This window comes from Streptomyces sp. NPDC002889, assembly GCF_042888425.1.
Taxonomy (GTDB): Bacteria; Actinomycetota; Actinomycetes; order Streptomycetales; family Streptomycetaceae; genus Streptomyces.
Window position 1 is genome coordinate 137,625 of sequence record NZ_JBIAPT010000011.1, and the last position, 24,393, is coordinate 162,017.

Genomic DNA, 24,393 nt, shown 5'->3' on the forward strand with positions numbered 1-24,393 from the left:
GCTCACCGTCACGCGGTCTCGGCGACGAGACGCCCGACGGCGGCCACGGCGTCGCCGATGGCCTGCGGGTTCTGACCGCCGCCCTGGGCGACATCCGGCTTGCCGCCTCCGCCGCCGCCGAGGGTCTTGGCGGCGGTACGGACCAGGTCACCGGCCTTCAGACCACGCTCGCGGGCGGCCTCGTTGGTGGCGATGACGGTCAGCGGGCGGCCGTTCGCCGTGGTGAACAGGGCGACGACGGCCGGGCGGTCGCTCGCCCCCGACTTCTGATCCAGCCGGCCGCGCACGTCGAGCACCAGCTTGCGCAGGTCGTCGGCGGAGGTGCCGTCCGGCACCGTGCCGGTCACCAGCGCGACGCCGCGGACGTCCTTGGCACCGGAGGCGAGACCCGCGGCGGCGCCGAGCACCTTCTCGGCGCGGAACTTCTCGATCTCCTTCTCGGCGTCCTTCAGCTTGCCGAGCATGGAGGCGATCTTCTCCGGGAGCTCCTCGGGACGGCCCTTGACCAGCTCCTGGAGCTGGGCGACGACCGTGTGCTCCTTGGCGAGGAAGTTGTACGCGTCCACGCCGACCAGGGCCTCGACGCGGCGCACGCCGGAGCCGATGGAGGACTCTCCGAGCAGCTTCACCAGGCCGAGCTGGCTGGTGTTGTGGACGTGCGTACCGCCGCACAGCTCCTTGGAGAAGTCGCCGATGGTCACGACGCGCACCCGCTCACCGTACTTCTCGCCGAACTCGGCGATGGCACCCTGCTTCTTGGCCTCGTCGATACTCATGACCTCGGCGTGCACGTCGAGGTCACGCGAGAGGACCTCGTTGATCTTCTGCTCGACGTCGGTGAGGACCGTGCCGGGAACGGCGTTCGGCGAACCGAAGTCGAAACGGAAGCGCCCCGGCGAGTTCTCCGAACCGGCCTGGGCGGCCGTCGGGCCGAGCGCGTCGCGCAGGGCCTGGTGCGTGAGGTGGGTGGCGCTGTGGGCGCGGGCGATGGCGCGGCGGCGCCTGACGTCGATGGCGGCATAGGCGGAAGCGCCGACCGTCACCTCGCCGACCTGGACGGATCCCTTGTGCACGGAGACACCCGGTACCGGCTGCTGCACGTCGCGGACCTCGATGACGGCACCCGAGTCGAGCTTGATGCGGCCCTGGTCGGCGAGCTGGCCGCCGCCCTCGGCGTAGAACGGGGTGCGGTCGAGGACGACCTCGACCTCGTCGCCCTCGGAGGCCGCGGGCGACGGGACACCGTTGACGAGCAGGCCGACGACGGTGGACTCGCCCTCGCTGGCCGAGTAGCCGGTGAACTCGGTGGCACCGGCGCTGTCGGCGATCTCGCGGTAGGCGGAGACGTCGGCGTGGCCGGTCTTCTTCGCCTTGGCGTCGGCCTTGGCGCGGTCCCGCTGCTCCTTCATCAGACGGCGGAAGCCGTCCTCGTCCACGGACAGGCCCTGCTCGGCGGCCATCTCGAGGGTGAGGTCGATCGGGAAGCCCCAGGTGTCGTGGAGCAGGAACGCCTTGTCGCCGGCCAGGACCGTGCCACCTGCGGCCTTGGTCTCGGTCACGGCGGAGTCGAGGATGTTCGTGCCGCCCTTCAGGGCTTTCAGGAAGGCGGCCTCCTCGGCGAGGGCGACCGTCTCGATGCGCTTGCGGTCGGTGATCAGCTCCGGGTACTGCTGCCCCATCGTGTCGATCACGACGCCGACGAGATCCTGGACGACCGGACCGGTGGCGCCCATCAGACGCATGTTGCGGATGGCACGGCGCATGATGCGGCGCAGCACATAGCCGCGCCCCTCGTTGCCGGGGGTGACACCGTCGCCGATGAGCATCGTGGACGTACGGATGTGGTCGGCCACCACGCGAAGGGAGACGTCCGAGCGGTGGTCGGCGCCGTAGCGGACGCCGGTCAGCTCGGTGGCCTTGTCCATGACGACGCGCAGGGTGTCCGTCTCGTACATGTTCTGCACGCCCTGCAGGATCATGGCGAGACGCTCGAGGCCGAGGCCGGTGTCGATGTTCTTCTGCGGCAGCTCGCCGAGGATCGGGAAGTCCTCCTTGCCGTCACCGGCGCCGCGCTCGTACTGCATGAAGACCAGGTTCCAGATCTCCACGTAGCGCTCGTCGTTGACGGCCGGGCCGCCCTCTTCGCCGAACTCGGGGCCACGGTCGTAGTTGATCTCGGAGCAGGGTCCGCAGGGGCCCGGGACGCCCATCGACCAGAAGTTGTCCTTCTTGCCCAGGCGCTGGATGCGCTCGGCGGGGACGCCGATCACGTCGCGCCAGATCTGCTCGGCCTCGTCGTCGTCGAGGTAGACCGTGATCCACAGGCGCTCGGGGTCGAGGCCGTAGCCTCCGTCCGCCACGGAGCTGGTGAGCAGCTCCCAGGCGTACTTGATGGCGCCTTCCTTGAAGTAGTCGCCGAAGGAGAAGTTGCCGCACATCTGGAAGAACGTGCCGTGCCGGGTGGTCTTGCCGACCTCTTCGATGTCCGGCGTACGGACGCACTTCTGCACGCTGGTGATGCGCGGGGCCGGCGGCTTGACCTCACCGAGGAAGTACGGCTTGAAGGGCACCATGCCCGCGGGGACCAGCAGCAGAGTCGGGTCGTCCGCGATGAGCGACGCCGAGGGCACGACGAGGTGCCCGCGCTCCTCGAAGAAGCTCAGCCAGCGGCGGCGGATTTCAGCCGACTCCATCAGTGGTCCTCATTCCGGTTGTACGAATGCTCGGTGGGTGAATCGTTGGTCGGCGGGCGCTTTGCCGGTGGCTGCTCGGCCGGCGCGTTCTTGCTGTGCAGGTAGGTGACCGGCGCGGGTTCGGTTCGCTCGATCGCGGCCATCCGACGCTGCGCGGGAAGCTCGCGGTCCGGCGAGGTGTTCAGGCCCAGCACCTCGCCGAGCTCCGCCTCGCGCTGCACCATGCCCGACCGGACGTCGAGAGCGAAGTCCTTGAGCCGGTGGCCCGCCTCGACCGCTTTGTTCGCGGCCTGCGCGGCAAGACTCTCGGGAGTGAGCTGCTTGAGCTTGCGGTTGACCTTGGTGGTGGCCCAGACCCCGGCTGCGGCGCCGGCGGTGAACCAGAACGTGCGGCGGAACATCGTGCCTCAGCCTTTCCGCTTCTTGCGCCTGGGGCCCGGCACCGTACGACCGACGATCACCGTGCGACGGCTCGGCGCTGGGGGCGCGTCGTCGCTCTTGCGGCTCAGGGCCCGGCGCACGCCGTACCCGAAGGCGGCGACCTTGACCAGGGGGCCGCCGAAGGTCGAGGCGACCGTCGTGGAGAGCGCGGAGGCGTTGGAGGTGACCTCCTGGACATCCGACGCGATGGCGTCGACCCGGTCGAGCTGGGTCTGTGCCGCGCGCACCGTCGCTGAGGCGTCGGCGAGCAGCGGAACGGCCTGTTCGGTCACGTCCGCCACCAGTTTGGTGGTCGCCTTGAGCGTCTGGGCTAGCCTCACCAGCACCACGGCGAGGAAGGAGACCAGGATCGCCCAGAAGACGGCCACCAGAATCCCGGCAACCTCTCCACCGGTCACTGTGCACCGCTCTCTGCTTGTCGAAAATCTCCCTCCGACCCTATCGCGCCGACGGTGGCGCCCCACACCGCATTACCGGTGCACAGGACGGGAGTTAGTCGGGCAGATTGTACGCAGTGTTCTGAAGCGAGCACACTGCGTTGCCACCGGGAGACGGCCCTGGGGTACCCGGGCGCTGCCACCGATCGACTCCACGAAACGCGAGAGCCCGCCGGCTCCCCACCGGTGAAGGCGGGGAAGCGGCGGGCGAAAGCGCTGAGAGCTACGCCGTGATCAGCGGGCGTAGTACTCGACGACCAGCTGCTCGTCGCAGATGACCGGGACTTCCTTGCGCTGCGGGTCACGGTCCAGGCGGAACGCCAGGGCCTTCAGGTTGACCTGCAGGTAGCGGGGGGTCTCGCCGTCGGGGGCGAAGCCACCCTCACGCGCGACCTGGAAGAGGGCCTTCTCGCGGCTGCGCTCGCGGACCATCACGACGTCGTCGGGACGGACGCGGAACGACGGCTTGTCGACCTTGCCGCCGTTGACCTCGATGTGGCCGTGGACGACCATCTGACGGGCCTGGTAGATGGTGCGGGCGATGCCCGAACGCAGGACCAGGGCGTCGAGGCGGCGCTCGAGCTCGATGACGAGCGCGTCACCGGTCTTGCCCTCGGCCTTCTTGGCGCGGTCGTAGGCGCGAGCCATCTGGCGCTCGCTGATGTCGTACTGGGCGCGCAGACGCTGCTTCTCGAGCAGACGGACCTTGTAGTCCGAGTTCTGCTTGCGGCCACGGCCGTGCTCGCCCGGCGGGTAGGGGCGGGCTTCGAAGTACTTGACAGCCTTCGGCGTCAGCGCGATACCGAGCGCACGCGACTTCTTGACCTTGGGACGCGACTGGTTAGGCACGTTCTCCAGACCTCCGTTGTAGGTTAGGTTAGGCTCACCTTACTCAAGGAGATCGTATGTCTCGCCCTGGGAACACCAAGCGCATCACGGACAGCACAAAGAACACCGACGCATCGCAAGGCGTCGAGGTGACGGAGGTCCGATCAGCTCATGGTCAGCCGCGTCCCAGCGGGCTTGAAATCACTCGGATGCCGTCAGCAGCCGAGCGCACACGAACTCTCGTACAGAGTACATCCTCCGCGGTGCTGCTCGTCCCCGGGCTGGATTCGGCCCTCCCCGAGCAGCTGATGCCGCAGGCCAGGGCGGTGGGCACGGACGGCGAGGTGTTCCTGCTCTTCCCCGCCGACTCACCGGCCGTACGGGCCGCCACCCACGCACAGGACGACGAGCTGTCCGCCGTGCTGGAGATCACCGACGTCGCGCCGGTCTCCGTCCCTCATCGTATTCGCGGCCGCGCCTGGGTCCGGGGCTGGCTGACCTGCGTGCCGGGCCTGGCCGCGCCCGGGTCGATGATGCTGCGCCTGGAGGTCGGGGAGGCGGACGTCGACGACCTGTGGGGCTCCGAGAGCGTGGAGCCGGAGGCGTTCGCCAGGGCGCTCGTCGATCCGCTCGTCGCGCACGAGACCGAGCTGCTGCAGCACCTGCACGCCGCGCACAGCGATCAGATGCAGGGGCTGTGCGAGCTGCTCGGCGACCGGAGCGCGACGAGGCTCCCCCAGGCCGATGGCACGAAGGAGGCCGACAGGACCGGGGGCCCCGGGCAGAGGGCGGTGCCACTGGCGCTGGACCGGTTCGGGCTGCGGGTGCGGTTCACCGGGGAGCAGTGCTTCGACGCGCGGTTCGACTTCCCCACCCCCGTTCGGGACATCGCCGAGCTGCGCCGGGCGATGCACACACTCTTCGCGGCCGCGGCCCACTGACCCCGGCGGTCAGCGTCCCTCGCTCGGGCCTTCCCCGCGCAGCCGCTCGCGCACCTTCTCGACCACGTCCGCGTACCGCGCCTCGGCGCCGTAGCGAGTGGGTTCGTAGTAGCGGCGGCCGTGCACCGCGTCCGGGGCGTACTGCTGGGCGGCGATGCCACCCGCCACGTCGTGCGGATAGACGTACCCCTGGGCATGGCCGAGCTTGGCCGCGCCCTTGTAGTGGCCGTCGCGCAGATGCGGCGGGACCGGGCCCGCCAGCCCGTTCCGTACGTCTTGCCGGGCTGCGAATATCGCGGTCGTGGCCGCGTTCGACTTGGGGGCGAGCGCGAGGGCGATGGTGGCGTGGCTGAGGGTCAGGGCCGCCTCGGGGAAGCCGATCATGGCGACGGCCTGGGCGGCGGCGACCGCGGTGGGCAGGGCGGTGGGATCGGCGAGCCCGATGTCCTCGCTCGCCGAGATCATCAGCCGGCGGGCGATGAACCGCGGGTCCTCCCCCGCCTCGATCATGCGCGCCAGATAGTGCAGCGCCGCGTCCACGTCGGAGCCGCGGATCGACTTGATGAGCGCGCTCGCCACGTCGTAGTGCTGGTCGCCGTCGCGGTCGTACTTCACCGCCGCGCGGTCGACGGTCTCCTCCACCGTCCGGAGGGTGATCTCCCGTTCCCCCTTGTCCAGCGCGGCGCCCGCCGCGGCCTCCAGCGCGGTCAGGGCACGGCGGGCGTCACCGCCGGCGATGCGCAGCAGATGCGCCTCGGTGTCCTCGGGGAGCGTGAGAGCGCCGCCCAGTCCGCGGGCCTCGGTGAGCGCGCGGTGCAGCAGCCCTGCGATGTCCTCTTCGCCGAGCGGCTCGAGGGTCAGCAGCAGGGAGCGGGAGAGCAGCGGCGAGATGACCGAGAAGTAGGGGTTCTCGGTGGTGGCGGCGATCAGCGTCACCCAGCGGTTCTCCACGGCGGGCAGCAGGGAGTCCTGCTGGGCCTTGGAGAAGCGGTGGATCTCGTCGAGGAAGAGGACGGTCTCCTTGCCGAAGCCGCCGGCGGCGCGCCGTGCGCCCTCGATGACGGCACGGACCTCCTTGACGCCCGCGGTGATCGCGGAGAGCTCCACGAAGCGCTTGTCGGTCGCCTTCGAGACGACGTACGCCAGCGTCGTCTTTCCGGTGCCCGGCGGGCCCCAGAGGATCACCGACGATGCACCGGCCGGCCCCCCGTTGCCTTCACCGACGAGCCGACGCAGAGGTGATCCCGACTTCAGCAGATGCTGCTGGCCCATGACCTCGTCCAGGGTGCGCGGGCGCATCCGGACGGCCAGAGGACTCGCGGACGGGTCCTTCTCCTGGCGTTCCTCGGCGGCTGCGGTAAAGAGATCGGGCTCCACTCCATGAAGCCTAGGTCAGACCACTGACAGTGCCGTCAGCTGGTCCAGAAGTCCCACCAGCGGGTCAGGATCAGCATGCCGATGACGCCGGTGTGCAGCACCGGCGGCACCCAGGAGAACTCGTCGAGGAATCCGCGCAGCCAGCCGGGGGCCGGCAGCAGTCCGTTGCGGACATTGTGCGAGGTCACGTACCAGAACATGAAGATCGTGGCGACCCAGGCCAGGCAGCACCACAGGCACAGCGCGTTGATGGTGTAGAGCGACTGGTACTGGAGCCAGGTGCAGAAGCCGACACCGAAGAACGTGCCCGCGTTGAAGGTCAGCCAGTACCAGCGGCGGAAGCGGGCGCCGGCCAGCAGGCTCATGCCGACGCAGATCACGATCGCGTAGGCGGCGAGTCCGAGCATCGGATTGGGGAACCCGAGGGCGGACGCCTGGTCGCTCTCCATCACACTGCCGCACGAGACGACGGGATTGAGACTGCATCCGGGGGTGAAGGTCGTCCCGGCGAGCTTGGCCTCCAGAATCTTGAACTTGTCGATGGTGATGACCCAGGCGGCAAGCAGTCCGGCGGCGCCCGTGATCACCAGCAGCCAGGCGAAGGCCTTGCCGCCGCCGACCGTGCCGGGCGCACTGCGCTGCCCGTGGTCGCAGGACACGTCGTCAACCGCTGCTGTCGTCATATCGCCGTTCCATCGCTCGGTGGCCTGCTGGGGCACGGCCATTCTGCCGCAAGCGCCCCTGCACCCTCCGTTCGATCAGCATAAGGATGTACGGATGGCCGTCCCTGGTGACGACCTCGCGCTGAGCGCCCGGTGCCATGACGCGACCGGCGGTCAGCCCAAGCGGACTGCGCGAGCAGTACGGCGAATTGACGGCGGTGGACAGCCTGGACCTGGGCATCCGGCAGGAAGAGATCTCCGCGGTCCTCGGCTTCCCGAGAGGGGCAGGAGCGCCGCGGTGGGCTCCCTGCGGGGCCTCGTACTCGGGGCGCGGGTGATGTCGGCGTCCTCGGCGCGGATCCGGCGACCGGTATCTGCCGCCAGGGCTCCCGTATCGGAATCGTTCGGCAGGACCAATCCGTGCCCGCGGAGTTGACGGTCCGGGACATTTACCGTATTCAACCCGCTATCGCCGGAAATCGGATCCCTTGCGGTGCGCGCACCGGGCCCCGCCCCGCCGGGTCACCGAGCCCGACGGGCAGGGAGTCCCGGACCGGTGTTTCCCGCGGTGTTTCCCGGTCCGAGCCCTTGACGCGTACGCGGCCGACGTCCGCCCCCCTCGTGGTCCGCGGGGGTCAGGCCAGCTTCTGCTGGACCTCCGCGATCAGCTCACCGAGCGCGACCGGCGTCTGCTCGCCGGACTCCATGTCCTTGAGCTGGACCACGCCCTCGGCGAGATCCCGCTCGCCCGCGACGATCGCGTAGCGCGCGCCGCTGCGGTTGGCGTTCTTCATCGCGCCCTTGAGGCCCCTGCCGCCGTACGAGAAGTCCGCGGCGACGCCCGCCTTGCGCAGCTCGGTGACCACGCCGAACAGCACGCGACGCGCCTCCTCGCCCAGCGGGACCGCGAACACGCTGGTGTCGGCCGGGAGTTCGAGTTCGATGCCCTCGGCCTCCAGGGCGAGGACCGTGCGGTCGACTCCCAGGGCCCACCCCACGGACGGGAGCGCCGGGCCGCCGATCATCTCGGAGAGGCCGTCGTAGCGGCCGCCGCCGCCCACCGCGGACTGCGAGCCGAGGCCGTCGTGGACGAACTCGAACGTCGTGCGCGTGTAGTAGTCGAGACCGCGCACCAGCTTCTCGTCGTCCTCGAAGGCGACGCCCGCCGCGCCCAGCAGCTCGCGCACCTCCTCGTGGTACGTCTTGCACGCGTCGCACAGGTAGTCGCGCAGCATCGGCGCACCCACCAGTTGCCTCTGGACCGCGTCGCGCTTGTCGTCCAGGACCCGCAGCGGATTGATGTCGACCCGGCGCCGGGTGTCCTCGTCCAGGTCGAGACCGCGCAGGAAGCCCTGGAGCGCGTCACGGTAGACGGGACGGCACTCCTTGTCGCCGAGCGAGTTCAGCAGGATGCGGAAGTTGCGCAGTCCCAGCGAGCGGTACGCCTGGTCGGCCAGGATGATCAGCTCGGCGTCCAGCGCCGGGTCCTCCACGCCGATCGCCTCCGCGCCGACCTGGGAGAAGTGCCTGTAGCGGCCCTTCTGCGGGCGCTCGTAGCGGTAGTACGAGCCCGAGTACCACAGCTTCACCGGGAGGTTGCCCGCCTTGTGCAGGTTGGCCTCCAGCGCCGCGCGCAGCACGGACGCGGTGCCCTCGGGGCGCAGGGCGAGCTTGGTACCGCCCTTGGTCTCGAAGGCGTACATCTCCTTGGTGACGATGTCGGTGGACTCACCGACACCGCGTGCGAACAGCTCGACGTTCTCGAAGCCCGGCGTCTCGATGTAGCCGTAGCCCGAGTTCCTGAGCGGCGCGGAGATCGCCTCGCGCACCGCCAGGTACGTCGCGGAGACCGGCGGGATCAGGTCGTACGTGCCCTTGGGGGCCTGAAAGGTGCTCACGGAAAGTCTCGTCACATTCCTCGTCGGGGAGCTTCGACGCTCCCGAGGCCGGCGGCCACATCGCGCAAGTACGGATTGGCGGCGCGCTCGCGGCCGATGGTCGTCTGGGGGCCGTGGCCGGACAACACCACGGTCGAGTCGTCGAGCGGCAGGCACACACGTGCCAGCGACTCGAGCATCTCGTCCATGTCGCCGCCGGGCAGGTCCGTGCGTCCGATGGAGCCGGCGAACAGCAGGTCGCCCGAGAAGAAGACGGACGGTACGTCCGCGGACTCGGGCATCCGGAAGGTCACCGACCCCTTGGTATGGCCGGGCGCATGCGCGACGGAGAAGTCGAGGCCTGCCAGGCTCAGCGCGGCGCCGTCGGTCAGCTCCTTGACGTCGTCGGGCTCCCCGACGGTCAGCTCACCCATGAGGGGCATTCCGATGGACCGGCCGAGCGACTTTTCGGGGTCGCTCATCATGTACCGGTCGGCGGGGTGGATCCACGCCGGCACGTCATGGGCGCCGCACACGGGAACGACCGAGGCGACATGGTCGATGTGCCCATGGGTGAGGACGACGGCGACAGGCTTGAGCCGATGCTTCCTCAGAGCTTCCTCGACTCCCTCGGCGGCCTGGTGGCCGGGGTCGATGATCACGCACTCCTCGCCTGCGGCAGGGGCGACCAGGTAGCAGTTGGTCCCCCAGGCTCCGGCAGGGAACCCGGCAATAAGCACGATCGTCCTCAGTTCGGTCGTCGAGCGGGCATGTGGTGCATCGACGGGCCTGTGACCGGATCGATTGCAGCTGTTCAGAGCCTACCGGCGCTGCTCATCCCACAGCCAACCCGTATACGGTACGGGCAGGCTCGGCGGTCAGGCATTTCGCGACGTACAAGGAGAAGACCCGGTGGTCAGCAGCGATCAGCGGCGGCGGCAGCTCGCCAGGGAGAAGTTCGAGCGCCAGCAGCAGCGTCGGGAGCAGGCACGCACGAAGGCGAAGCGGCGGAACACGATCATCGCCTCGGCGCTGGCTGTGGTGCTCGCCGCAGGCGCGGCCGCCTATGCCACGGGAGGCCTGCCCGGCGGGAGGAGTGGCGACAAGGACCCGTCGAAGGCGGGCGACCGGACGTCGCCGAGCGCCACGCCGTCCGCGACAGAGGGAAGCAAGGGCGAGCCCGCCATGTCGATCGACAAGCGGGCGAAGTACTCGATGGCGCTCAGGACCAACGAGGGCGACATCACGATCGCGATGGACGCGGCGAGGACCCCGCACACCGTGAACTCGTTCAAGTCGCTGGCCGACAAGGGCTTCTTCAACGGCACGAAGTGTCACCGTCTCACCACGCAGGGCATCTTCGTCCTCCAGTGCGGCGACCCGAAGGGCGACGGCACGGGCGGTCCCGGCTACACGATCCCGGACGAGAATCTGTCGGGCCTCGGCAAGGCGGGCTCCGACGGCACAGTGACGTACGCGGCCGGGACGGTGGCGATGGCGAACACCGGACAGCCCAACTCCGGCGGCAGCCAGTTCTTCCTGGTCTACAAGGACAGCAAGCTGCCTCCCACCTACACCCCGTTCGGCACCATGGACGCGGGGGGTCTGAAGGCCGTGCAGGACGTGGCGAAGGCCGGAGTGGCGGGCGGCGCGCAGGACGGCGCCCCGAAGAAGGCCGTAACCATTGACAAGGCCACGGTCCCGAAGGTGTGAGCGCGGCAATTTCGGCCGCGCTGAGTGCGGACAGCCGGGCGGCCGTTCGCCTAGATTGGCGTTGTGCAGCGCGGCCTGGATTCGCGTTGTGGAGGGCGGGCGAGGCCCGTCCGGGAAACTGTGGACGATGCCCGGGGGGCGAACCCCCTCGTGGGCATCAGGTGGAGGAGGCGCTGTGAGCAGCGACCCGTGGGGCCGCGTCGACGAGACGGGCACCGTGTACGTGCGTACTGCCGATGGCGAGCAGGTCGTCGGATCGTGGCAGGCCGGGACTCCCGAGGAGGCTCTGGCCTATTTCGAGCGCAAGTACGAGGGCCTGGTGGTCGAGATCGGCCTCCTCGAGCGAAGGGTGAAGACGACCGACCTGTCGGCCAAGGACGCCCAGACCGCCATCGATCATCTGCGTCAGCAGGTGGACGAGCATCACGCGGTGGGCGACCTCGCCGCGCTGCGGGTGCGGCTCGACGCGCTCGTGGCGACGGTCGACAAGCGCCGCGAGGAGCGCAAGGTCCAGAAGGCGAAACAGCACGACGAGGCCCGGCACGCCAAGGAGGCGCTGGTCACCGAGGCCGAGGAGCTGGCGCAGAGCGAGCAGTGGCGTTCGGCCGGTGAGCGGCTGCGCGCGCTGGTGGACACCTGGAAGGGCCTGCCGAGGCTCGACCGGAAGTCCGACGACGAGCTGTGGCACCGGTTCTCGCACGCGCGCTCGGCGTTCTCCAAGCGGCGCAAGGCGCACTTCGCCTCTCTGGACGCGCAGCGGGAGGAGGCCCGCAGGACCAAGGAGAAGCTGGTCACCGAGGCTGAGTCGCTGTCCGGGTCCACGGACTGGGGTGTCACGGCCGCGCGCTACCGCGAGCTGATGGCGCAGTGGAAGGCTGCCGGGCGGGCGCAGCGCGAGGCCGAGGACGACCTGTGGAACCGCTTCCGCGGGGCTCAGGACATCTTCTTCGCCGCGCGCAGCGGTGTCTTCGCCGAGCGGGACGCCGAGCAGGCCGAGAACCTCAAGCTCAAGGAGGAGCTCGCGGCCGAGGCCGAGAAGCTGGTGCCGGTGACGGACCTCAAGACCGCGCGTGCCGCGTTCCGCTCCATCAACGAGCGCTGGGAAGCCATCGGCCATGTGCCGCGCGACGCCCGTCCCAAGGTCGAGGGGCGGATGCACGCGGTGGAGCGGGCGCTGCAGGAGACCGAGGAGAACGAGTGGCGCCGTACGAACCCGGAGGCGCGTGCGCGTGCCGCGGGTCTGACGGGTCAGCTCCAGGCGGCCGTGGACAAGCTGCGTGAGCAGATCGACGCCGCGCGTGCCGCGGGCAACAACGCCAGGGCGGACAAGCTGGCGAAGGAGCTCGAGGGCCGTCAGGCGCTGCTCGACCAGGCGCTGAAGGGCCTGGAGGAGTTCGGCGGCTGAGCGCGCCGTTGGCGGCTGAACCTCCCCCTGGCCCCAGCGGGCCGGGGAGTGCCCCCAGCCGCTCTCGCGGAGGCGGCTGATGCCCGCTGTGGTTCCTCGATCGATGGCTGAGGTGCCCACACGGAACGGCCCCGGTACGGATCTTCGTACCGGGGCCGTTCCGCAGGTGCTGTCACGACCGGCGGGCCGAGGTCACGCGGTGGACCGGGCCGAGGTCACGCGATACACGTCGTAGACGCCCTCCACGCCCCGTACCGCCTTCAGCACATGCCCGAGGTGCTTCGGGTCACCCATCTCGAAGGTGAAGCGGGAGGTGGCCACCCGGTCCCTGGAGGTCTGCACGGCCGCCGAGAGGATGTTGACGTGCTGGTCCGACAGCACGCGGGTGACGTCCGACAGCAGGCGGGAGCGGTCCAGCGCCTCGACCTGGATGGCGACGAGGAAGACCGACGACTGGGTCGGCGCCCACTCGACGTCGAGGATCCGCTCGGGCTGCTGCGAGAGCGAGTCGACATTGACACAGTCTGCCCGGTGAACCGATACGCCGCTGCCGCGCGTGACGAAGCCGATGATGGGGTCGCCTGGTACGGGCGTACAGCAGCGGGCGAGCTTGACCCACACGTCCTCGACACCCTTGACGACCACGCCGGGATCGGCGCTGGAGCGGCGCTTGCCGCGGCTGCGCGAGGGCGGCGTGGACTCGGCGATGTCCTCGTTGGCGGCCTCCTCGCCACCGAGCGCCTGCACCAGCTTCTGCACGACGCCCTGCGCGGCCACGTGGCCCTCGCCGATCGCCGCGTACAGGGACGAGATGTCGGGGTAGCGCATCTCGTGCGCGAGAGTGACCAGGGAGTCGCCGGTAAGGATGCGCTGGATCGGCAGGTTCTGCTTGCGCATGGCCCGCGCGATGGCGTCCTTGCCGTGCTCGATGGCCTCGTCGCGGCGTTCCTTGGAGAACCATGCCCGGATCTTGTTGCGTGCCCGCGGGGACTTGACGAAGCCCAGCCAGTCGCGTGAGGGTCCGGCGCCTTCGGCCTTGGAGGTGAAGACCTCCACCAGGTCGCCGTTGTCGAGGGTCGATTCGAGCGGGACGAGCCGCCCGTTGACCCGTGCGCCTATGGTGCGATGGCCGACCTCGGTGTGCACGGCGTAGGCGAAGTCGACGGGTGTCGCGCCCGCGGGGAGCGCTATGACGTCGCCCTTGGGCGTGAACACGAAGACCTCGTTGCGGGAGAGGTCGAAGCGCAGCGACTCCAGGAACTCGCCGGGGTCCTCGGTCTCCTTCTGCCAGTCCAGCAGCTGCCGCAGCCAGGCCATGTCGTTGACGGTGTCCTGGCCGGCGCTGCCCTTGGCGGCACGGGGCACGTCGGTGCGCACCTTGGAGGTGCCCGCGACGGTCTCCTGCTTGTACTTCCAGTGGGCCGCGATGCCGTACTCGGCACGGCGGTGCATGTCGAAGGTGCGGATCTGCAGCTCGACCGGCTTGCCGTTGGGCCCGATGACCGTCGTGTGCAGCGACTGGTACATGTTGAACTTGGGCATCGCGATGTAGTCCTTGAACCGCCCCGGAACCGGGTTCCAGCGGGCGTGGACGGTGCCGAGCGCGGCATAGCAGTCGCGGACGGTGTCGACAAGGACGCGGATGCCCACCAGGTCGTAGATCTCCGCGAAGTCACGGCCGCGGACGATCATCTTCTGGTAGACGCTGTAGTAGTGCTTGGGCCTGCCGGTGACGGTGGCCTTGATGCGGGCGGCCCGCAGATCCGACTGGACCTCGTCGGTCACTATGGCGAGGTACTCGTCGCGCTTGGGGGCCCGCTCGGCGACGAGGCGCACGATCTCGTCGTACATCTTGGGGTAGAGGATCGCGAAGGCGAGGTCCTCGAGCTCCCACTTGATGGTGTTCATGCCCAGCCGGTGGGCCAGGGGCGCGTAGATCTCGAGGGTCTCGCGGGCCTTCTTCTCCTGCTTCTCCCGCTTGAGATAGCGCATGGTGCGCATGTTGTGCAGCCGGTCGGCGAGCTTGATGACCAGGACGCGCGGGTCCTTGGCCATGGCGACGACCATCTTGCGTACGGTCTCGGCCTGCGCGGCCTCGCCGAACTTGACCTTGTCCAGCTTGGTGACGCCGTCGACGAGCAGGGCCACCTGGTCACCGAAGTCACGGCGCAGGGTGTCCAGGCCGTACTCGGTGTCCTCGACGGTGTCGTGGAGCAGACCGGCCATCAGCGTCGCCGGGTCCATGCCGAGCTCGGCGAGGATGGTCGTGACGGCGAGGGGGTGCGTGATGTACGGGTCGCCGCTCTTGCGCTTCTGGCCGCGGTGCCAGCGCTCGGCGACCTGGTAGGCCCGCTCGATCTGGCGCAGCGTCGAGCTCTCGATCTTCGGGTCGTTGCTGCGCACGATCCGCAGCAGCGGCTCGAGGACCGGGTTGTACGGGGACGAGCGCTGCACGCCCAGGCGGGCCAGACGGGCGCGGACGCGGTTCGAGGAGCCGCCTGTCCGCGGCGCGGTCGGCGGCACCGGCTTGGGAGCGGAGACGGGCACAGGGCCGGTGATTCGCCCGGGCCCGGCCGTCTTCGACTGCTCCGCCGTGCTCTGGGGCGTGGCAAGGTCTGCCGCGGCCTTGTCGGCCTTCTGGTCGGGCTGCGCGGCGGCGGACTGGGCCTCGTCTGGCAAGGGCGCTCCTCGTGCGGTTCCGGGGTCCCCCGGTAGGTCCGGAAAGCCCATGGTATCGACCTCGGGCGTTCGGCTCGCGCCCGGACCGGCGCCCGGACACGACGAAGGACGGGTACCCGGTTGCTCCCGGGTACCCGTCCTCGTGGTGAACGGACTGCGGATCCGCCGCGAAATCGATGCCTCTGTGCCGTGAATCCGCTGATCAGACCGGTCAGAGGGTGATCAGGGCCTCCAGCGGAGCGACGCCGAGCGCCGGTTCCAGGCGGGCGCGGCCACCGAGGAAGGCCAGTTCCATCAGCACCGTGACGCCCGCTACATCGGCGCCCGCCCGGCGTATCAGCTCCAGCGACGCCTCGGCCGTACCGCCGGTGGCCAGGACGTCGTCGATGACCATGACACGGTCGCCCGCGGCCAGGTCCTCGGCGTGGACCTCGATCTCGGCCCTGCCGTACTCCAGCTCGTACGCCTGCGAGAGCGTCGCTCCTGGGAGCTTGCCCGCCTTGCGCACGGGGATGAACCCGAGCCCGGCACGCACGGCGACCGGCGCGGCCAGGATGAATCCGCGCGCCTCCAGACCGACGATCTTGGTGGCCTGCGCCCGCACACATGCGTCGACGAGCGCATCGGTCAGTGCCGTGAAGGCGGCCGGGTCCGCGAGCAGGGGAGTGATGTCCTTGAACATCACTCCCGGCTTCGGGTAGTCGGCCACATCACGGATGCGGCTGAGGAGGAACTCCCGGGTGGCGGCCGGGGTCATCGGCGCCTGCTCGAGGGACGGCCACGGCCGCGGCCGCTGCCCCGGGGGCCGACGACGGCGGGAGCGGCGTCACCGGGCGCCTCGTCGTACGCCCGGTCGGAGACATCCTCCTGGTCCTGGGCGGACTCGCCCTTGGCCGCGGCGGCCGCGCGCTTGGCGAGGACCCGCTTCCTCAGGGCCTTCATCTGCGGCTCGCGCTCCTTCAGGTCGGCGACCAGCGGAGTGGCGATGAAGATCGAGGAGTACGCACCGGCCGCGAGACCGACGAACAGCGACAGCGAGATGTCGTTGAGCATGCCGGCGCCGAGGACACCGCCGCCGATGAACAGCAGGCCGGCCACCGGCAGCAGCGCCACGACCGTGGTGTTGATCGAACGCACCAGGGTGCTGTTGATGCTGCGGTTGGCGACCTCGCTGTACGTCCAGCGGGTCTGCTTCGTGATGTCCTTCGAGCCCTCCTTGAGGGAGTCGAAGACGACGACCGTGTCGTAGAGCGAGTAACCGAGGATCGTGAGCAGACCGATCACCGTGCCCGGGGTGACTTCGAAGCCGACCAGGGCGTACACACCGACGGTGATGGTGATGTCGTGGATCAGGGCGACCAGCGCGGCGACCGCCATGCGCCACTCGAACGCGATCGCGAGATAGATCACCACAAGGATCATGAAGACCCCGAGGCCGGTCCATGCCTTGTTGGCGATCTGCTCGCCCCAGCTGGGTCCGACGAGCTCGGCGTTGATCTTCGTGGAGTCGAGCTTGAACTCCTCGGCGAGCTTTTCCTGGACCCGGTCGGCCTGCTGCGTGTCCAGCTCACTGACCTGGATACGCAGGCCGCCAGTGCCGAGTTCCTGGACGATCGCATCGTGGCCGGAGGCGTCTTCCGCGACTTCCTGCGCCTGACTGACCGAGACATCCGTCTTCGGGGTCGTGAAGACCGCGCCGCCCTTGAACTCGATGCCCATGTTGAGGCCCTGGACGGCCAGCCCGAGGATGGCCGTGATCGTGATCAGGATCGAGACGCCGTACCAGATCTTGCGCTTGCCGACGAAGTCGTAGCCGACCTCGCCCTGGTACAGGCGGGCACCGAGGTTGCCGAGTCGTGACATCTCACGCCTCCTTCGGGTCGGTGGGGGCGGAGACGCGGCGGGAGCGGCGCAGCGGGGGCTTGGCGCCGAGCCGCTTCGGGTCCAGTCCGGACCACGGGTGGCCGTCCGCGAAGAACTTCTTGCGGGCGAGGATCGTCATCACGGGCTTGGTGAACAGGAACACCACGACCACGTCGAGCACGGTGGTCAGGCCCAGCGTGAACGCGAAGCCCTGGACCTTGCCGACCGTGACGATGAACAGCACCGCGGCGGCGAGGAACGACACGAAGTCCGAGACAAGGATGGTCCGCCGGGCTCGCGGCCAGGCACGCTCGACGGCCGGCCGCAGCGTACGGCCCTCCCGGATCTCGTCCCGGATACGTTCGAAGTACACGATGAACGAGTCGGCGGTGATACCGATCGCGACGATGGCGCCGCAGACCGCGGGCAGGTTCAGCGCGAAGCCGATGCCCGGACCGAGCAGGGCCATGATCGTGTACGTGAGGATCGCGGAGACCATGAGGCTGAGGATCGCGATCATGGCCAGGCCGCGGTAGTACGCGACGAGGTAGATGATCACGAGCGCGAGGCCGATCGCACCGGCGATGAGGCCCGCCTGGAGCTGCTCGCCGCCGAGCGCGGCGGTGACCGTGGTGACGCTCTGCTCGTCGAAGGAGAGCGGCAGCGCACCGTAGGACAGGATGTTGCCCAGGTTCTGTGCGGAGTCCTGGTCGAAGTTGCCGGTGATCTCGGCGCTGGCGCTCAGCGTCTGGTTCACCTGCGGGGCGGAGACCACTTCACCGTCGAGGACGATGGCGAACTGGTTCTGCGGGGAGGGCTGCTGCGAGAGACGGCCGGTGATCTTCTGGAACTTCTTGGCACCGGAGTCGGTGAAGTCCATCGTGACGATCCACATGCCGCGCTGCTGGTCCAGCTGGCCCTTGGCGTCGTCGACGTCCTTACCGTCCACCTCGGCGGGGCCGAGGATGTACTTGTCCCACTTGCCCGCGCCGTTCAGGCCACAGGCTACCGCCGGCTCGGTGGGCTTGACGTTGTCGCCGAGCTTGCCGCGGGCCTTCGCGTCGGTGCAGTCCAGTTTGATGAACTGCTCCTGGAGTGCGGCGGTGGCGGGGTCGGCCGAGGGCTTCGGGGCCGGGCTGTCCGAGGGCTTGGGGCTCTCGGACGCCTTCGGCGCGCCGGGCGCGGCCGGGGTCGGCGATGCCGCGGGCGCCTTGAGGCCGTCGGTGACGGCGCGGCCCTGCGTGGTCGGCGTGGCCGAGGGGGAACCGGAGGGCGGCGTGGCCGTCTCCTTGTCCTTGGCCTTGTCGTCCTTGGCCTTGTCGCTCGCCGAGGGGCTCGGGGTCTCCTTCGGGGCGGTGGGACCTCCGTCGGCAACCGTCAGCACCGGCCGGAAGAACAGCTGAGCGGTGGTCCCGACCTGCTCGCGGGCCTGCTCGGAGTTCGTCCCCTTGGGGATGTTGACGATGATGTTCTTCTTGCCCTGGGTCTGAACCTCGGCCTCGGAGACGCCCAGACCATTGACGCGGCGCTCGATGATGCCGACCGCGGTCTTCATGTTGGTCTCGTTGACGGCGCTCTCTTTGCCGGGCTCGGCCTTGGCCTCGAGCGTGATGGTCGTACCGCCCGCCAGATCGATACCCAGGCGCGGCGTGAGCTGACCTGCCCAGAACATGCCGCCTGTGAGCGCGACCATGGCGATCAGGATCAGAGCCAGGGCACGTCCCGGCCTGCTCTGAGCCCCCGCGGGCCTTCGGCCCCTGTTCGGTGCTGCCACCTTCTCGTTTCTCCCTGTCCAACCGCCCCGCGCCGGGTGTGCGCCGGGGCGGCCACGAAGTGTTGTGGGGACCTGCCCCCGCGATCAGTCGGCACAGCCCGAGGACCGCCGGACGCCGGGTGGGCGTCCGTGCGGTCCCAGGTCAGGAACTACTTCGCGCCGGCCTCGCCGTCGGCCTTGCCGTCCTTGGCCTCGTCCGACTCGGTCTTCTTGCCGAGATCGATCTTCGCATCGTCGTCCGAGGAATCGGTGCCGGCGGTGTCCGCGGCGTCGGAGCCGGGGGTCAGCGCGGAGGCGTCGTCCGGAACGACCGGTCCGTCGGCCTTCAGGTCGCCGTCGCCGTCACCGTGCACGATGCGGTTGTACTCCGCGTCGTCGAGGACCGCACCGATGGCGTTCTTCGCGAACACCAGGTGCACGCCGGGGGCGGCCTCCAGGAGGACCGTGTCGTCGTTGACCTCCTTGACGGTGGCGTACAGGCCGCCGATGGTCCGCACGCCGGTACCGGGCTGCATGTGGTCACGCATCTGCGCGGCCTGCTGCTGCTTCTTCTTGGCGGAGCGGGTCATCAGGAACATGGCCCCGATGAGCACGATGAAGGGGAGGAGGGTCAAGATATTCACGGCGGGGAATTCCTTCGCACGACCGCGCTGATGAACGGCCTGATCTACGGGGGTGGGCACGCCGACCCTGGAAGGGCGGCATCGGCGGAGTCTAAGCGAGTCCGCATCATTGGAACAACGCCCAGCATCGCACCCTGGTTCCGCCCGCGGCGAGTCTCCTCGCCGTCAGGCCCCGAACAGCCCCCGTTGTCCACTTGTGCCAAAGGCCTGCTGCGGCGGTACGAGGCCGAGGTGGGCCCATGCCGCCGGCGTGGCGACCCGGCCACGGGGAGTGCGCGCCAGCAGCCCCTCCCGTACGAGGAACGGCTCGGCGACCTCCTCGACCGTCTCGCGCTCCTCCCCCACCGCCACGGCCAGCGTCGACAGGCCGACCGGGCCTCCGCCGAAGAGCTTGAGCAGCGCCGTGAGCACGGCGCGGTCGAGACGGTCCAGGCCCCGGGCGTCCACCTCGTACACCCGCAGCGCCGCGGCGGCCACCTCCTGGGTGATCAGTCCGTCGACCTTGACCTGTGCGTAGTCCCTCACCCGGCGCAGCAGGCGGTTGGCGATACGGGGTGTGCCGCGGGAGCGGCCGGCGATCTCCGCGGCACCCTCCGCGTCTATCTCGACATCGAGAAGCTGGGCGGAGCGGTGGACGACGCGTTCGAGCTGCTCCGGCTCGTAGAACTCCATGTGTCCGGTGAACCCGAACCGGTCGCGCAGCGGGGGCGGCAGCAGGCCGGCCCTGGTGGTCGCCCCTACCAGGGTGAAGGGCGGGAGCTCCAGCGGGATGGCGGTGGCGCCGGGGCCCTTGCCGACGATCACGTCGACCCGGAAGTCCTCCATCGCCATGTACAGCATCTCCTCGGCCGGCCGGGACATCCGGTGGATCTCGTCGAGGAAGAGGACCTCGCCCTCCTGGAGGGAGGAGAGGATCGCGGCGAGATCGCCGGCGTGCTGGATGGCGGGGCCGGAGGTGATCCGGATCGGCGCGTTCATCTCCGCCGCGATGATCATGGACAGGGTGGTCTTGCCGAGTCCGGGCGCGCCGGAGAGCAGGACGTGGTCGGCGGTGGCGCCGCGGGCGAGCGCCGCTTTCAGGACCAGGTCCAGCTGTTCGCGGACGCGCTCCTGGCCCACGAACTCGTCCAGCGACTTGGGCCTCAGCGCCGCCTCGACGGCCTGATCCTCGCCGTCGGCGGACGAGCCGACGAGCCGCGCGTCGTCGGCGTCGGGCGCTTCGTCGGCCGGGGCCGGAGTGCTGTCGTCCCAGTTCACGTCGCAATGCCTCGCGTGGTCGTGGCGGCGGAGCCGCGCTCGTGGTCATGTGCCGTGGGGCACCGGTCTGCCGGGGTTCGGTGCGGGGCCCGCTGCCCGGAGGCGCCGGGGCGGCACACCGGGGCGGTCGTCACCGGGCCCGGTTCAGGGTCTGGAGTGCGGCCTTGAGAAGCGGGCCCACCTGCGGTTCGGCGCCCGCGGCCTCCGCCTGCGGGGCGACGGCGGCGACCGCTTCGTCCGCCTCCCGGGTCGCGTAGCCGAGGCCGATCAGCGCACCGTGCAACTGATCACGCCACGACGCGGTGACGGCCGTACCGATGCCCTGCCGCCCGATGTGCGCGCCGACGGGCTCGCCGAGGCGGTCCTTCAGCTCCAGCAGCAGCTTCTGCGCGCCCCTCTTGCCGATGCCGGGCACCGCGGTCAGCGCCTTCTCGTCACCGGTGGCGACGGCGACGCGCAACGCGTCCGGGGCGTGCACCGCGAGCATCGCCTGCGCCAGACGCGGGCCGACACCGCTGGCCGTCTGCAGCAGCTCGAAGACCTGGCGCTCGTCGCCGTCCGTGAAGCCGTACAGCGTCAGTGAGTCCTCGCGTACCACCAGGGAGGTGGCCAGCTTGGCCTGCTGACCGACCCTCAGCTCGGAGAGGGTGTTCGGGGTGCACTGGACGGCCATGCCGACGCCACCGACCTCGATGACCGCGGAAGTGGGGGCGAGCGCGGCAACAGGGCCGCTCACAAAGGCGATCATGCGGTACGGCCTTTCATTGCGTGGTGCGCGGCGACCGCCTGCTGCAGACGGTTCTGCGCGGGGGCGCGCCAGATATGACAGATGGCCAGCGCGAGCGCGTCGGCGGCATCGGCGGGCTTGGGCGGGGCGTCGAGCCGCAGCAGCCGGGTCACCATCGCGCCGACCTGCGCCTTGTCGGCCCGGCCGCTGCCGGTGACAGCGGCCTTGACCTCGCTGGGGGTGTGCAGCGCGACGGGCAGCCCGCGGCGCGCGGCGCAGAGCATGGCAACGGCACTGGCCTGCGCCGTGCCCATCACCGTCTGTACGTTGTGCTGGCTGAACACCCGCTCCACCGCGACCAGTTCGGGCCGATGGGCGTCCAGCCACTCCTCGATGCCGCGCTCGATGAGGACCAGGCGTTGGCCGATCTCGGCGTCCGCCGGGGTGCGTACGACACCGACGCCGAGCATGGTCAGCGGCCGGCCCGCCACACCTTCGACCACGCCGATACCGCACCGGGTCAGGCCGGGGTCCACCCCGAGCACACGCATGGGTCCCGCCCCTCCCCTTCTCCGCGGCTTCTCTGCGACCGAACCTCCCCCGAGCCTGGCGGGCCGGGGATGCCCCAGCCCGCTTGCGCGGTGGTGGTTCTCGCCATCCTGGCTGATCGATCGATGGTCGCGGTCGTCAGGCTAACCGCTGCCACCGACAACGACGACGGGCCGACAGGATGTGTCCCCGTCGGCCCGTCGTACGAAGCAGGGTCAGGCGTCGACCTTCGCCATGACATCGTCCGAGACATCGAAGTTGGCGAAGACGTTCTGCACGTCGTCGCTGTCCTCGAGCGCGTCGATCAGCTTGAAGATCTTGCGCGCGCCCTCTTCCTCCAGCTCGACCTGCATGGTCGGGACGAAGTTGGCCTCGGCCGAGTCGTAGTCGATACCCGCCTCCTGGAGCGCGGTGCGTACCGCGACCAGGTCCGTGGCCTCGCTGAGCACCTCGAAGGACTCACCGAGGTCGTTGACCTCCTCGGCACCCGCGTCGAGCACCGCACCCAGGACGTCGTCCTCGGACAGCTCGCCCTTGGGGACGATCACGACGCCCTTGCGGTTGAAGAGGTACGAGACCGAGCCCGGGTCGGCCATCGAGCCGCCGTTACGGGTCATCGCGACACGTACGTCGGAGGCCGCGCGGTTGCGGTTGTCGGTGAGGCACTCGATGAGCACCGCGACACCGTTCGGGCCGTAGCCCTCGTACATGATCGTCTCGTAGTCGGCGCCGCCCGCCTCGAGGCCGGCGCCGCGCTTGACCGCAGAGTCGATGTTCTTGTTCGGGACCGAGCTCTTCTTCGCCTTCTGGATGGCGTCGAAGAGGGTCGGGTTACCGTCCACGTCGGCGCCGCCGGTGCGGGCCGCGACCTCGATGTTCTTGATCAGCTTCGCGAAGAGCTTGCCGCGCTTGGCGTCGATCACGGCCTTCTTGTGCTTCGTCGTAGCCCATTTAGAGTGGCCGGACATCTGCCTGTCTCCTTCGCGTCACCAATTACTGCTGTGTTCGGCAGAGATCCTACCGGGATCAGGTCACAGCCCCTCGCGCACCATGTCGACGAACAGGGCATGTACGCGGTGATCGCCCGTGAGTTCGGGGTGGAACGAGGTCGCCACCGCATTGCCCTGACGGACGGCGACGATATGACCGCCGTACTCCGCGAGCACCTCGACCTGCGCACCGACCGACTCCACCCAGGGTGCGCGGATGAAGACGCCCTCGACCGGCCCGCCTTCGACGCCCTTGACGTCGACGGCCGCCTCGAAGGACTCGTTCTGCCGGCCGAAGGCGTTACGGCGGACGATCATGTCGATGCCGCCGAGCGTCTCCTGGCCCGAACGCGGGTCGATGATCTTGTCGGCGAGCATGATCAGCCCGGCGCAGGTGCCGTACACCGGCAGACCGGCGCGCAGCCGCTCACGCAGCGGCTCCATCACACCGAACAGCACGGCCAGCTTGGAGATGGTGGTGGACTCGCCACCCGGAATCACCAGACCGTCGATCTCGGCCAGCTCCTCGGGACGCCTGACCGGCCTGGCCACGGCATCGGCCGCGGCCAGGGCGATCACGTGCTCCCGTACGTCGCCCTGGAGAGCCAGGACACCGATCACGGGAGTGGTCATTACCAGCCTCGGTTGGCGTAGCGCTCGGTCTCGGGGAGGGTGTCGCAGTTGATGCCGACCATGGCCTCACCGAGGTTGCGGGAGGCGTCCGCGATGATCTTCGGGTCGTCGTAGAAGGTCGTGGCCTTCACGATGGCCGCCGCACGCTTGGCCGGGTCGCCCGACTTGAAGATGCCGGAGCCGACGAAAACACCCTCGGCACCGAGCTGGCGCATCAGCGCGGCATCGGCCGGAGTGGCCACGCCGCCGGCGGAGAACAGCACGACCGGCAGCTTGCCCAGCTCGGAGACCTCCTTGACGAGCTCGTACGGGGCGCGCAGCTCCTTGGCGGCGGCGTACAGCTCGTTGTTGTCGAAGCCGCGCAGCCTCGCGATCTCGTTCTTGATCTGGCGCAGGTGGCGGACCGCCTCCACCACGTTGCCGGTACCGGCCTCGCCCTTGGAACGGATCATGGCCGCGCCCTCGGCGATACGGCGCAGGGCCTCACCCAGGTTGGTGGCACCACAGACGAACGGGGTGGTGAAGGCCCACTTGTCGGAGTGGTTGACCTCGTCGGCCGGGGTCAGAACCTCGGACTCGTCGATGTAGTCGACGCCGAGCGACTGCAGTACCTGGGCCTCGACGAAGTGGCCGATACGGGACTTGGCCATGACCGGGATGGAGACCGCGTCGATGATCTCCTCGATCATGTTCGGGTCGGACATCCGCGCCACGCCGCCGTCCTTGCGGATGTCGGCGGGAACCCGCTCCAGAGCCATCACGGCCACGGCGCCGGCGTCCTCGGCGATCTTCGCCTGCTCGGCATTGACCACGTCCATGATCACGCCGCCCTTGAGCTGCTCGGCCATACCGCGCTTGACGCGCGCGGTGCCGGTCTCGGGGGCCTGCGGGGTGACGGGGGGCGTGCTGGACACGGGGTACCTCA

General features: G+C 69.5%; 23 protein-coding genes. 4 read left to right on the forward strand and 19 right to left on the reverse strand.

Annotation, left to right across the window (positions count from 1 at the left end; all coding sequences use genetic code 11):
* Positions 1-8 precede the first annotated feature (8 nt).
* From alaS to rpsD, 4 genes are all read right to left on the reverse strand, one after another.
* Positions 9-2,693, reverse strand: a complete 2,685-nt coding sequence (alaS, locus tag ACFYWI_RS18465; RefSeq protein ID WP_389232960.1) for an alanine--tRNA ligase — start codon at positions 2,691-2,693, stop codon at positions 9-11.
* Positions 2,693-3,094, reverse strand: coding sequence for a DUF6167 family protein (locus tag ACFYWI_RS18470; RefSeq protein WP_389232963.1), 402 nt, complete (start codon positions 3,092-3,094; stop codon positions 2,693-2,695). The genes alaS and ACFYWI_RS18470 overlap by 1 nt, the downstream gene beginning before the upstream one ends.
* Before the next feature lie 6 nt (positions 3,095-3,100).
* On the reverse strand, positions 3,101-3,532 hold the full coding sequence (locus tag ACFYWI_RS18475) for a DUF948 domain-containing protein (protein WP_389232966.1): 432 nt from the start codon (positions 3,530-3,532) through the stop codon (positions 3,101-3,103).
* A gap of 273 nt (positions 3,533-3,805) precedes the next feature.
* Positions 3,806-4,420 (reverse strand): 30S ribosomal protein S4, encoded by a 615-nt coding sequence (gene rpsD, locus ACFYWI_RS18480; RefSeq protein WP_328402828.1) that lies wholly within the window; start codon positions 4,418-4,420, stop codon positions 3,806-3,808.
* A 188-nt stretch (positions 4,421-4,608) separates the two neighbouring features.
* On the opposite strand from rpsD, the gene ACFYWI_RS18485 reads away from it, so the two are divergent.
* Complete coding sequence (locus ACFYWI_RS18485) at positions 4,609-5,340, forward strand: DUF2470 domain-containing protein (protein WP_389232970.1); 732 nt, start codon at positions 4,609-4,611, stop codon at positions 5,338-5,340.
* 9 nt (positions 5,341-5,349) lie between these two features.
* Here the strand turns inward: ACFYWI_RS18485 and ACFYWI_RS18490 are convergent, their stop codons facing one another.
* Positions 5,350-6,717 (reverse strand): replication-associated recombination protein A, encoded by a 1,368-nt coding sequence (locus ACFYWI_RS18490; protein ID WP_389232973.1) that lies wholly within the window; start codon positions 6,715-6,717, stop codon positions 5,350-5,352.
* Positions 6,718-6,752: 35 nt separating this feature from the next.
* On the reverse strand, positions 6,753-7,400 hold the full coding sequence (locus tag ACFYWI_RS18495) for a vitamin K epoxide reductase family protein (protein WP_389232976.1): 648 nt from the start codon (positions 7,398-7,400) through the stop codon (positions 6,753-6,755).
* 137 nt (positions 7,401-7,537) lie between these two features.
* Here ACFYWI_RS18495 and ACFYWI_RS18500 point away from each other — a divergent pair, with 137 nt between their 5' ends.
* Entirely contained in the window at positions 7,538-7,717 is a 180-nt protein-coding gene (locus tag ACFYWI_RS18500; RefSeq protein ID WP_389232979.1) for a hypothetical protein, read from the forward strand.
* Positions 7,718-8,014: 297 nt separating this feature from the next.
* On the opposite strand, the gene hisS is transcribed toward ACFYWI_RS18500, so the two are convergent.
* Positions 8,015-9,277, reverse strand: coding sequence for a histidine--tRNA ligase (gene hisS / locus ACFYWI_RS18505; RefSeq protein WP_389232982.1), 1,263 nt, complete (start codon positions 9,275-9,277; stop codon positions 8,015-8,017).
* 11 nt (positions 9,278-9,288) lie between these two features.
* A complete protein-coding gene (locus tag ACFYWI_RS18510) occupies positions 9,289-9,996 on the reverse strand; it encodes an MBL fold metallo-hydrolase (protein ID WP_389232985.1) in 708 nt (235 codons plus the stop codon).
* Positions 9,997-10,168: 172 nt separating this feature from the next.
* Between ACFYWI_RS18510 and ACFYWI_RS18515 the strand changes: the two genes are divergently transcribed.
* Positions 10,169-10,969 carry a peptidylprolyl isomerase gene (locus tag ACFYWI_RS18515; RefSeq protein ID WP_389232988.1) on the forward strand — a complete coding sequence of 267 codons (801 nt, stop codon included), beginning with the start codon at positions 10,169-10,171 and terminating at the stop codon, positions 10,967-10,969.
* Positions 10,970-11,144: 175 nt separating this feature from the next.
* Positions 11,145-12,374: a DUF349 domain-containing protein gene (locus tag ACFYWI_RS18520; RefSeq protein WP_389232991.1), complete on the forward strand. Its 1,230-nt coding sequence runs from the start codon at positions 11,145-11,147 to the stop codon at positions 12,372-12,374.
* Positions 12,375-12,566: 192 nt separating this feature from the next.
* Here ACFYWI_RS18520 and ACFYWI_RS18525 read toward each other — a convergent pair whose 3' ends face one another.
* The 11 genes from ACFYWI_RS18525 to pdxS all read right to left on the reverse strand — a co-directional run bounded on the left by ACFYWI_RS18525 (position 12,567) and on the right by pdxS (position 24,382).
* On the reverse strand, positions 12,567-15,053 hold the full coding sequence (locus ACFYWI_RS18525) for a RelA/SpoT family protein (RefSeq protein WP_389232994.1): 2,487 nt from the start codon (positions 15,051-15,053) through the stop codon (positions 12,567-12,569).
* Positions 15,054-15,264: 211 nt separating this feature from the next.
* A complete protein-coding gene (locus tag ACFYWI_RS18530; RefSeq protein ID WP_389232997.1) occupies positions 15,265-15,810 on the reverse strand; it encodes an adenine phosphoribosyltransferase in 546 nt (181 codons plus the stop codon).
* Entirely contained in the window at positions 15,807-16,916 is a 1,110-nt protein-coding gene (secF, locus tag ACFYWI_RS18535; RefSeq protein WP_389233000.1) for a protein translocase subunit SecF, read from the reverse strand. Before secF ends, ACFYWI_RS18530 begins: the two co-directional genes overlap by 4 nt.
* Position 16,917: 1 nt before the next feature.
* Positions 16,918-18,690: a protein translocase subunit SecD gene (gene secD / locus ACFYWI_RS18540; RefSeq protein WP_389233003.1), complete on the reverse strand. Its 1,773-nt coding sequence runs from the start codon at positions 18,688-18,690 to the stop codon at positions 16,918-16,920.
* 149 nt (positions 18,691-18,839) lie between these two features.
* Entirely contained in the window at positions 18,840-19,313 is a 474-nt protein-coding gene (yajC, locus tag ACFYWI_RS18545) for a preprotein translocase subunit YajC (RefSeq protein WP_389233006.1), read from the reverse strand.
* A gap of 165 nt (positions 19,314-19,478) precedes the next feature.
* Complete coding sequence (ruvB, locus tag ACFYWI_RS18550; protein ID WP_389233009.1) at positions 19,479-20,570, reverse strand: Holliday junction branch migration DNA helicase RuvB; 1,092 nt, start codon at positions 20,568-20,570, stop codon at positions 19,479-19,481.
* A 130-nt stretch (positions 20,571-20,700) separates the two neighbouring features.
* Entirely contained in the window at positions 20,701-21,318 is a 618-nt protein-coding gene (gene ruvA / locus ACFYWI_RS18555) for a Holliday junction branch migration protein RuvA (protein WP_389233012.1), read from the reverse strand.
* Entirely contained in the window at positions 21,315-21,848 is a 534-nt protein-coding gene (ruvC, locus tag ACFYWI_RS18560; protein ID WP_389233015.1) for a crossover junction endodeoxyribonuclease RuvC, read from the reverse strand. The genes ruvA and ruvC overlap by 4 nt, the downstream gene beginning before the upstream one ends.
* 213 nt (positions 21,849-22,061) lie before the next feature.
* Positions 22,062-22,814, reverse strand: a complete 753-nt coding sequence (locus tag ACFYWI_RS18565; protein ID WP_389233018.1) for a YebC/PmpR family DNA-binding transcriptional regulator — start codon at positions 22,812-22,814, stop codon at positions 22,062-22,064.
* 63 nt (positions 22,815-22,877) lie between these two features.
* A complete protein-coding gene (pdxT, locus tag ACFYWI_RS18570) occupies positions 22,878-23,468 on the reverse strand; it encodes a pyridoxal 5'-phosphate synthase glutaminase subunit PdxT (protein WP_389233021.1) in 591 nt (196 codons plus the stop codon).
* Positions 23,468-24,382: a pyridoxal 5'-phosphate synthase lyase subunit PdxS gene (pdxS, locus tag ACFYWI_RS18575; RefSeq protein ID WP_389233024.1), complete on the reverse strand. Its 915-nt coding sequence runs from the start codon at positions 24,380-24,382 to the stop codon at positions 23,468-23,470. Before pdxS ends, pdxT begins: the two co-directional genes overlap by 1 nt.
* Between the last annotated feature and the right edge of the window lie 11 nt (positions 24,383-24,393).

Bases quoted from the DNA above. Each gene is read 5' to 3' on its own strand.
- alaS (WP_389232960.1), bottom strand. From the start codon at position 2,693: ATGGAGTCGGCTGAAATCCGCCGCCGCTGGCTGAGCTTCTTCGAGGAG.
- ACFYWI_RS18470 (WP_389232963.1), bottom strand. From the start codon at position 3,094: ATGTTCCGCCGCACGTTCTGGTTCACCGCCGGCGCCGCAGCCGGGGTC.
- ACFYWI_RS18485 (WP_389232970.1), top strand. From the start codon at position 4,609: ATGCCGTCAGCAGCCGAGCGCACACGAACTCTCGTACAGAGTACATCC.
- ACFYWI_RS18495 (WP_389232976.1), bottom strand. From the start codon at position 7,400: ATGACGACAGCAGCGGTTGACGACGTGTCCTGCGACCACGGGCAGCGC.
- ACFYWI_RS18500 (WP_389232979.1), top strand. From the start codon at position 7,538: ATGACGCGACCGGCGGTCAGCCCAAGCGGACTGCGCGAGCAGTACGGC.
- ACFYWI_RS18530 (WP_389232997.1), bottom strand. From the start codon at position 15,810: ATGACCCCGGCCGCCACCCGGGAGTTCCTCCTCAGCCGCATCCGTGAT.
- secF (WP_389233000.1), bottom strand. From the start codon at position 16,916: ATGTCACGACTCGGCAACCTCGGTGCCCGCCTGTACCAGGGCGAGGTC.
- ruvA (WP_389233012.1), bottom strand. From the start codon at position 21,318: ATGATCGCCTTTGTGAGCGGCCCTGTTGCCGCGCTCGCCCCCACTTCC.
- ruvC (WP_389233015.1), bottom strand. From the start codon at position 21,848: ATGCGTGTGCTCGGGGTGGACCCCGGCCTGACCCGGTGCGGTATCGGC.
- ACFYWI_RS18565 (WP_389233018.1), bottom strand. From the start codon at position 22,814: ATGTCCGGCCACTCTAAATGGGCTACGACGAAGCACAAGAAGGCCGTG.
- pdxT (WP_389233021.1), bottom strand. From the start codon at position 23,468: ATGACCACTCCCGTGATCGGTGTCCTGGCTCTCCAGGGCGACGTACGG.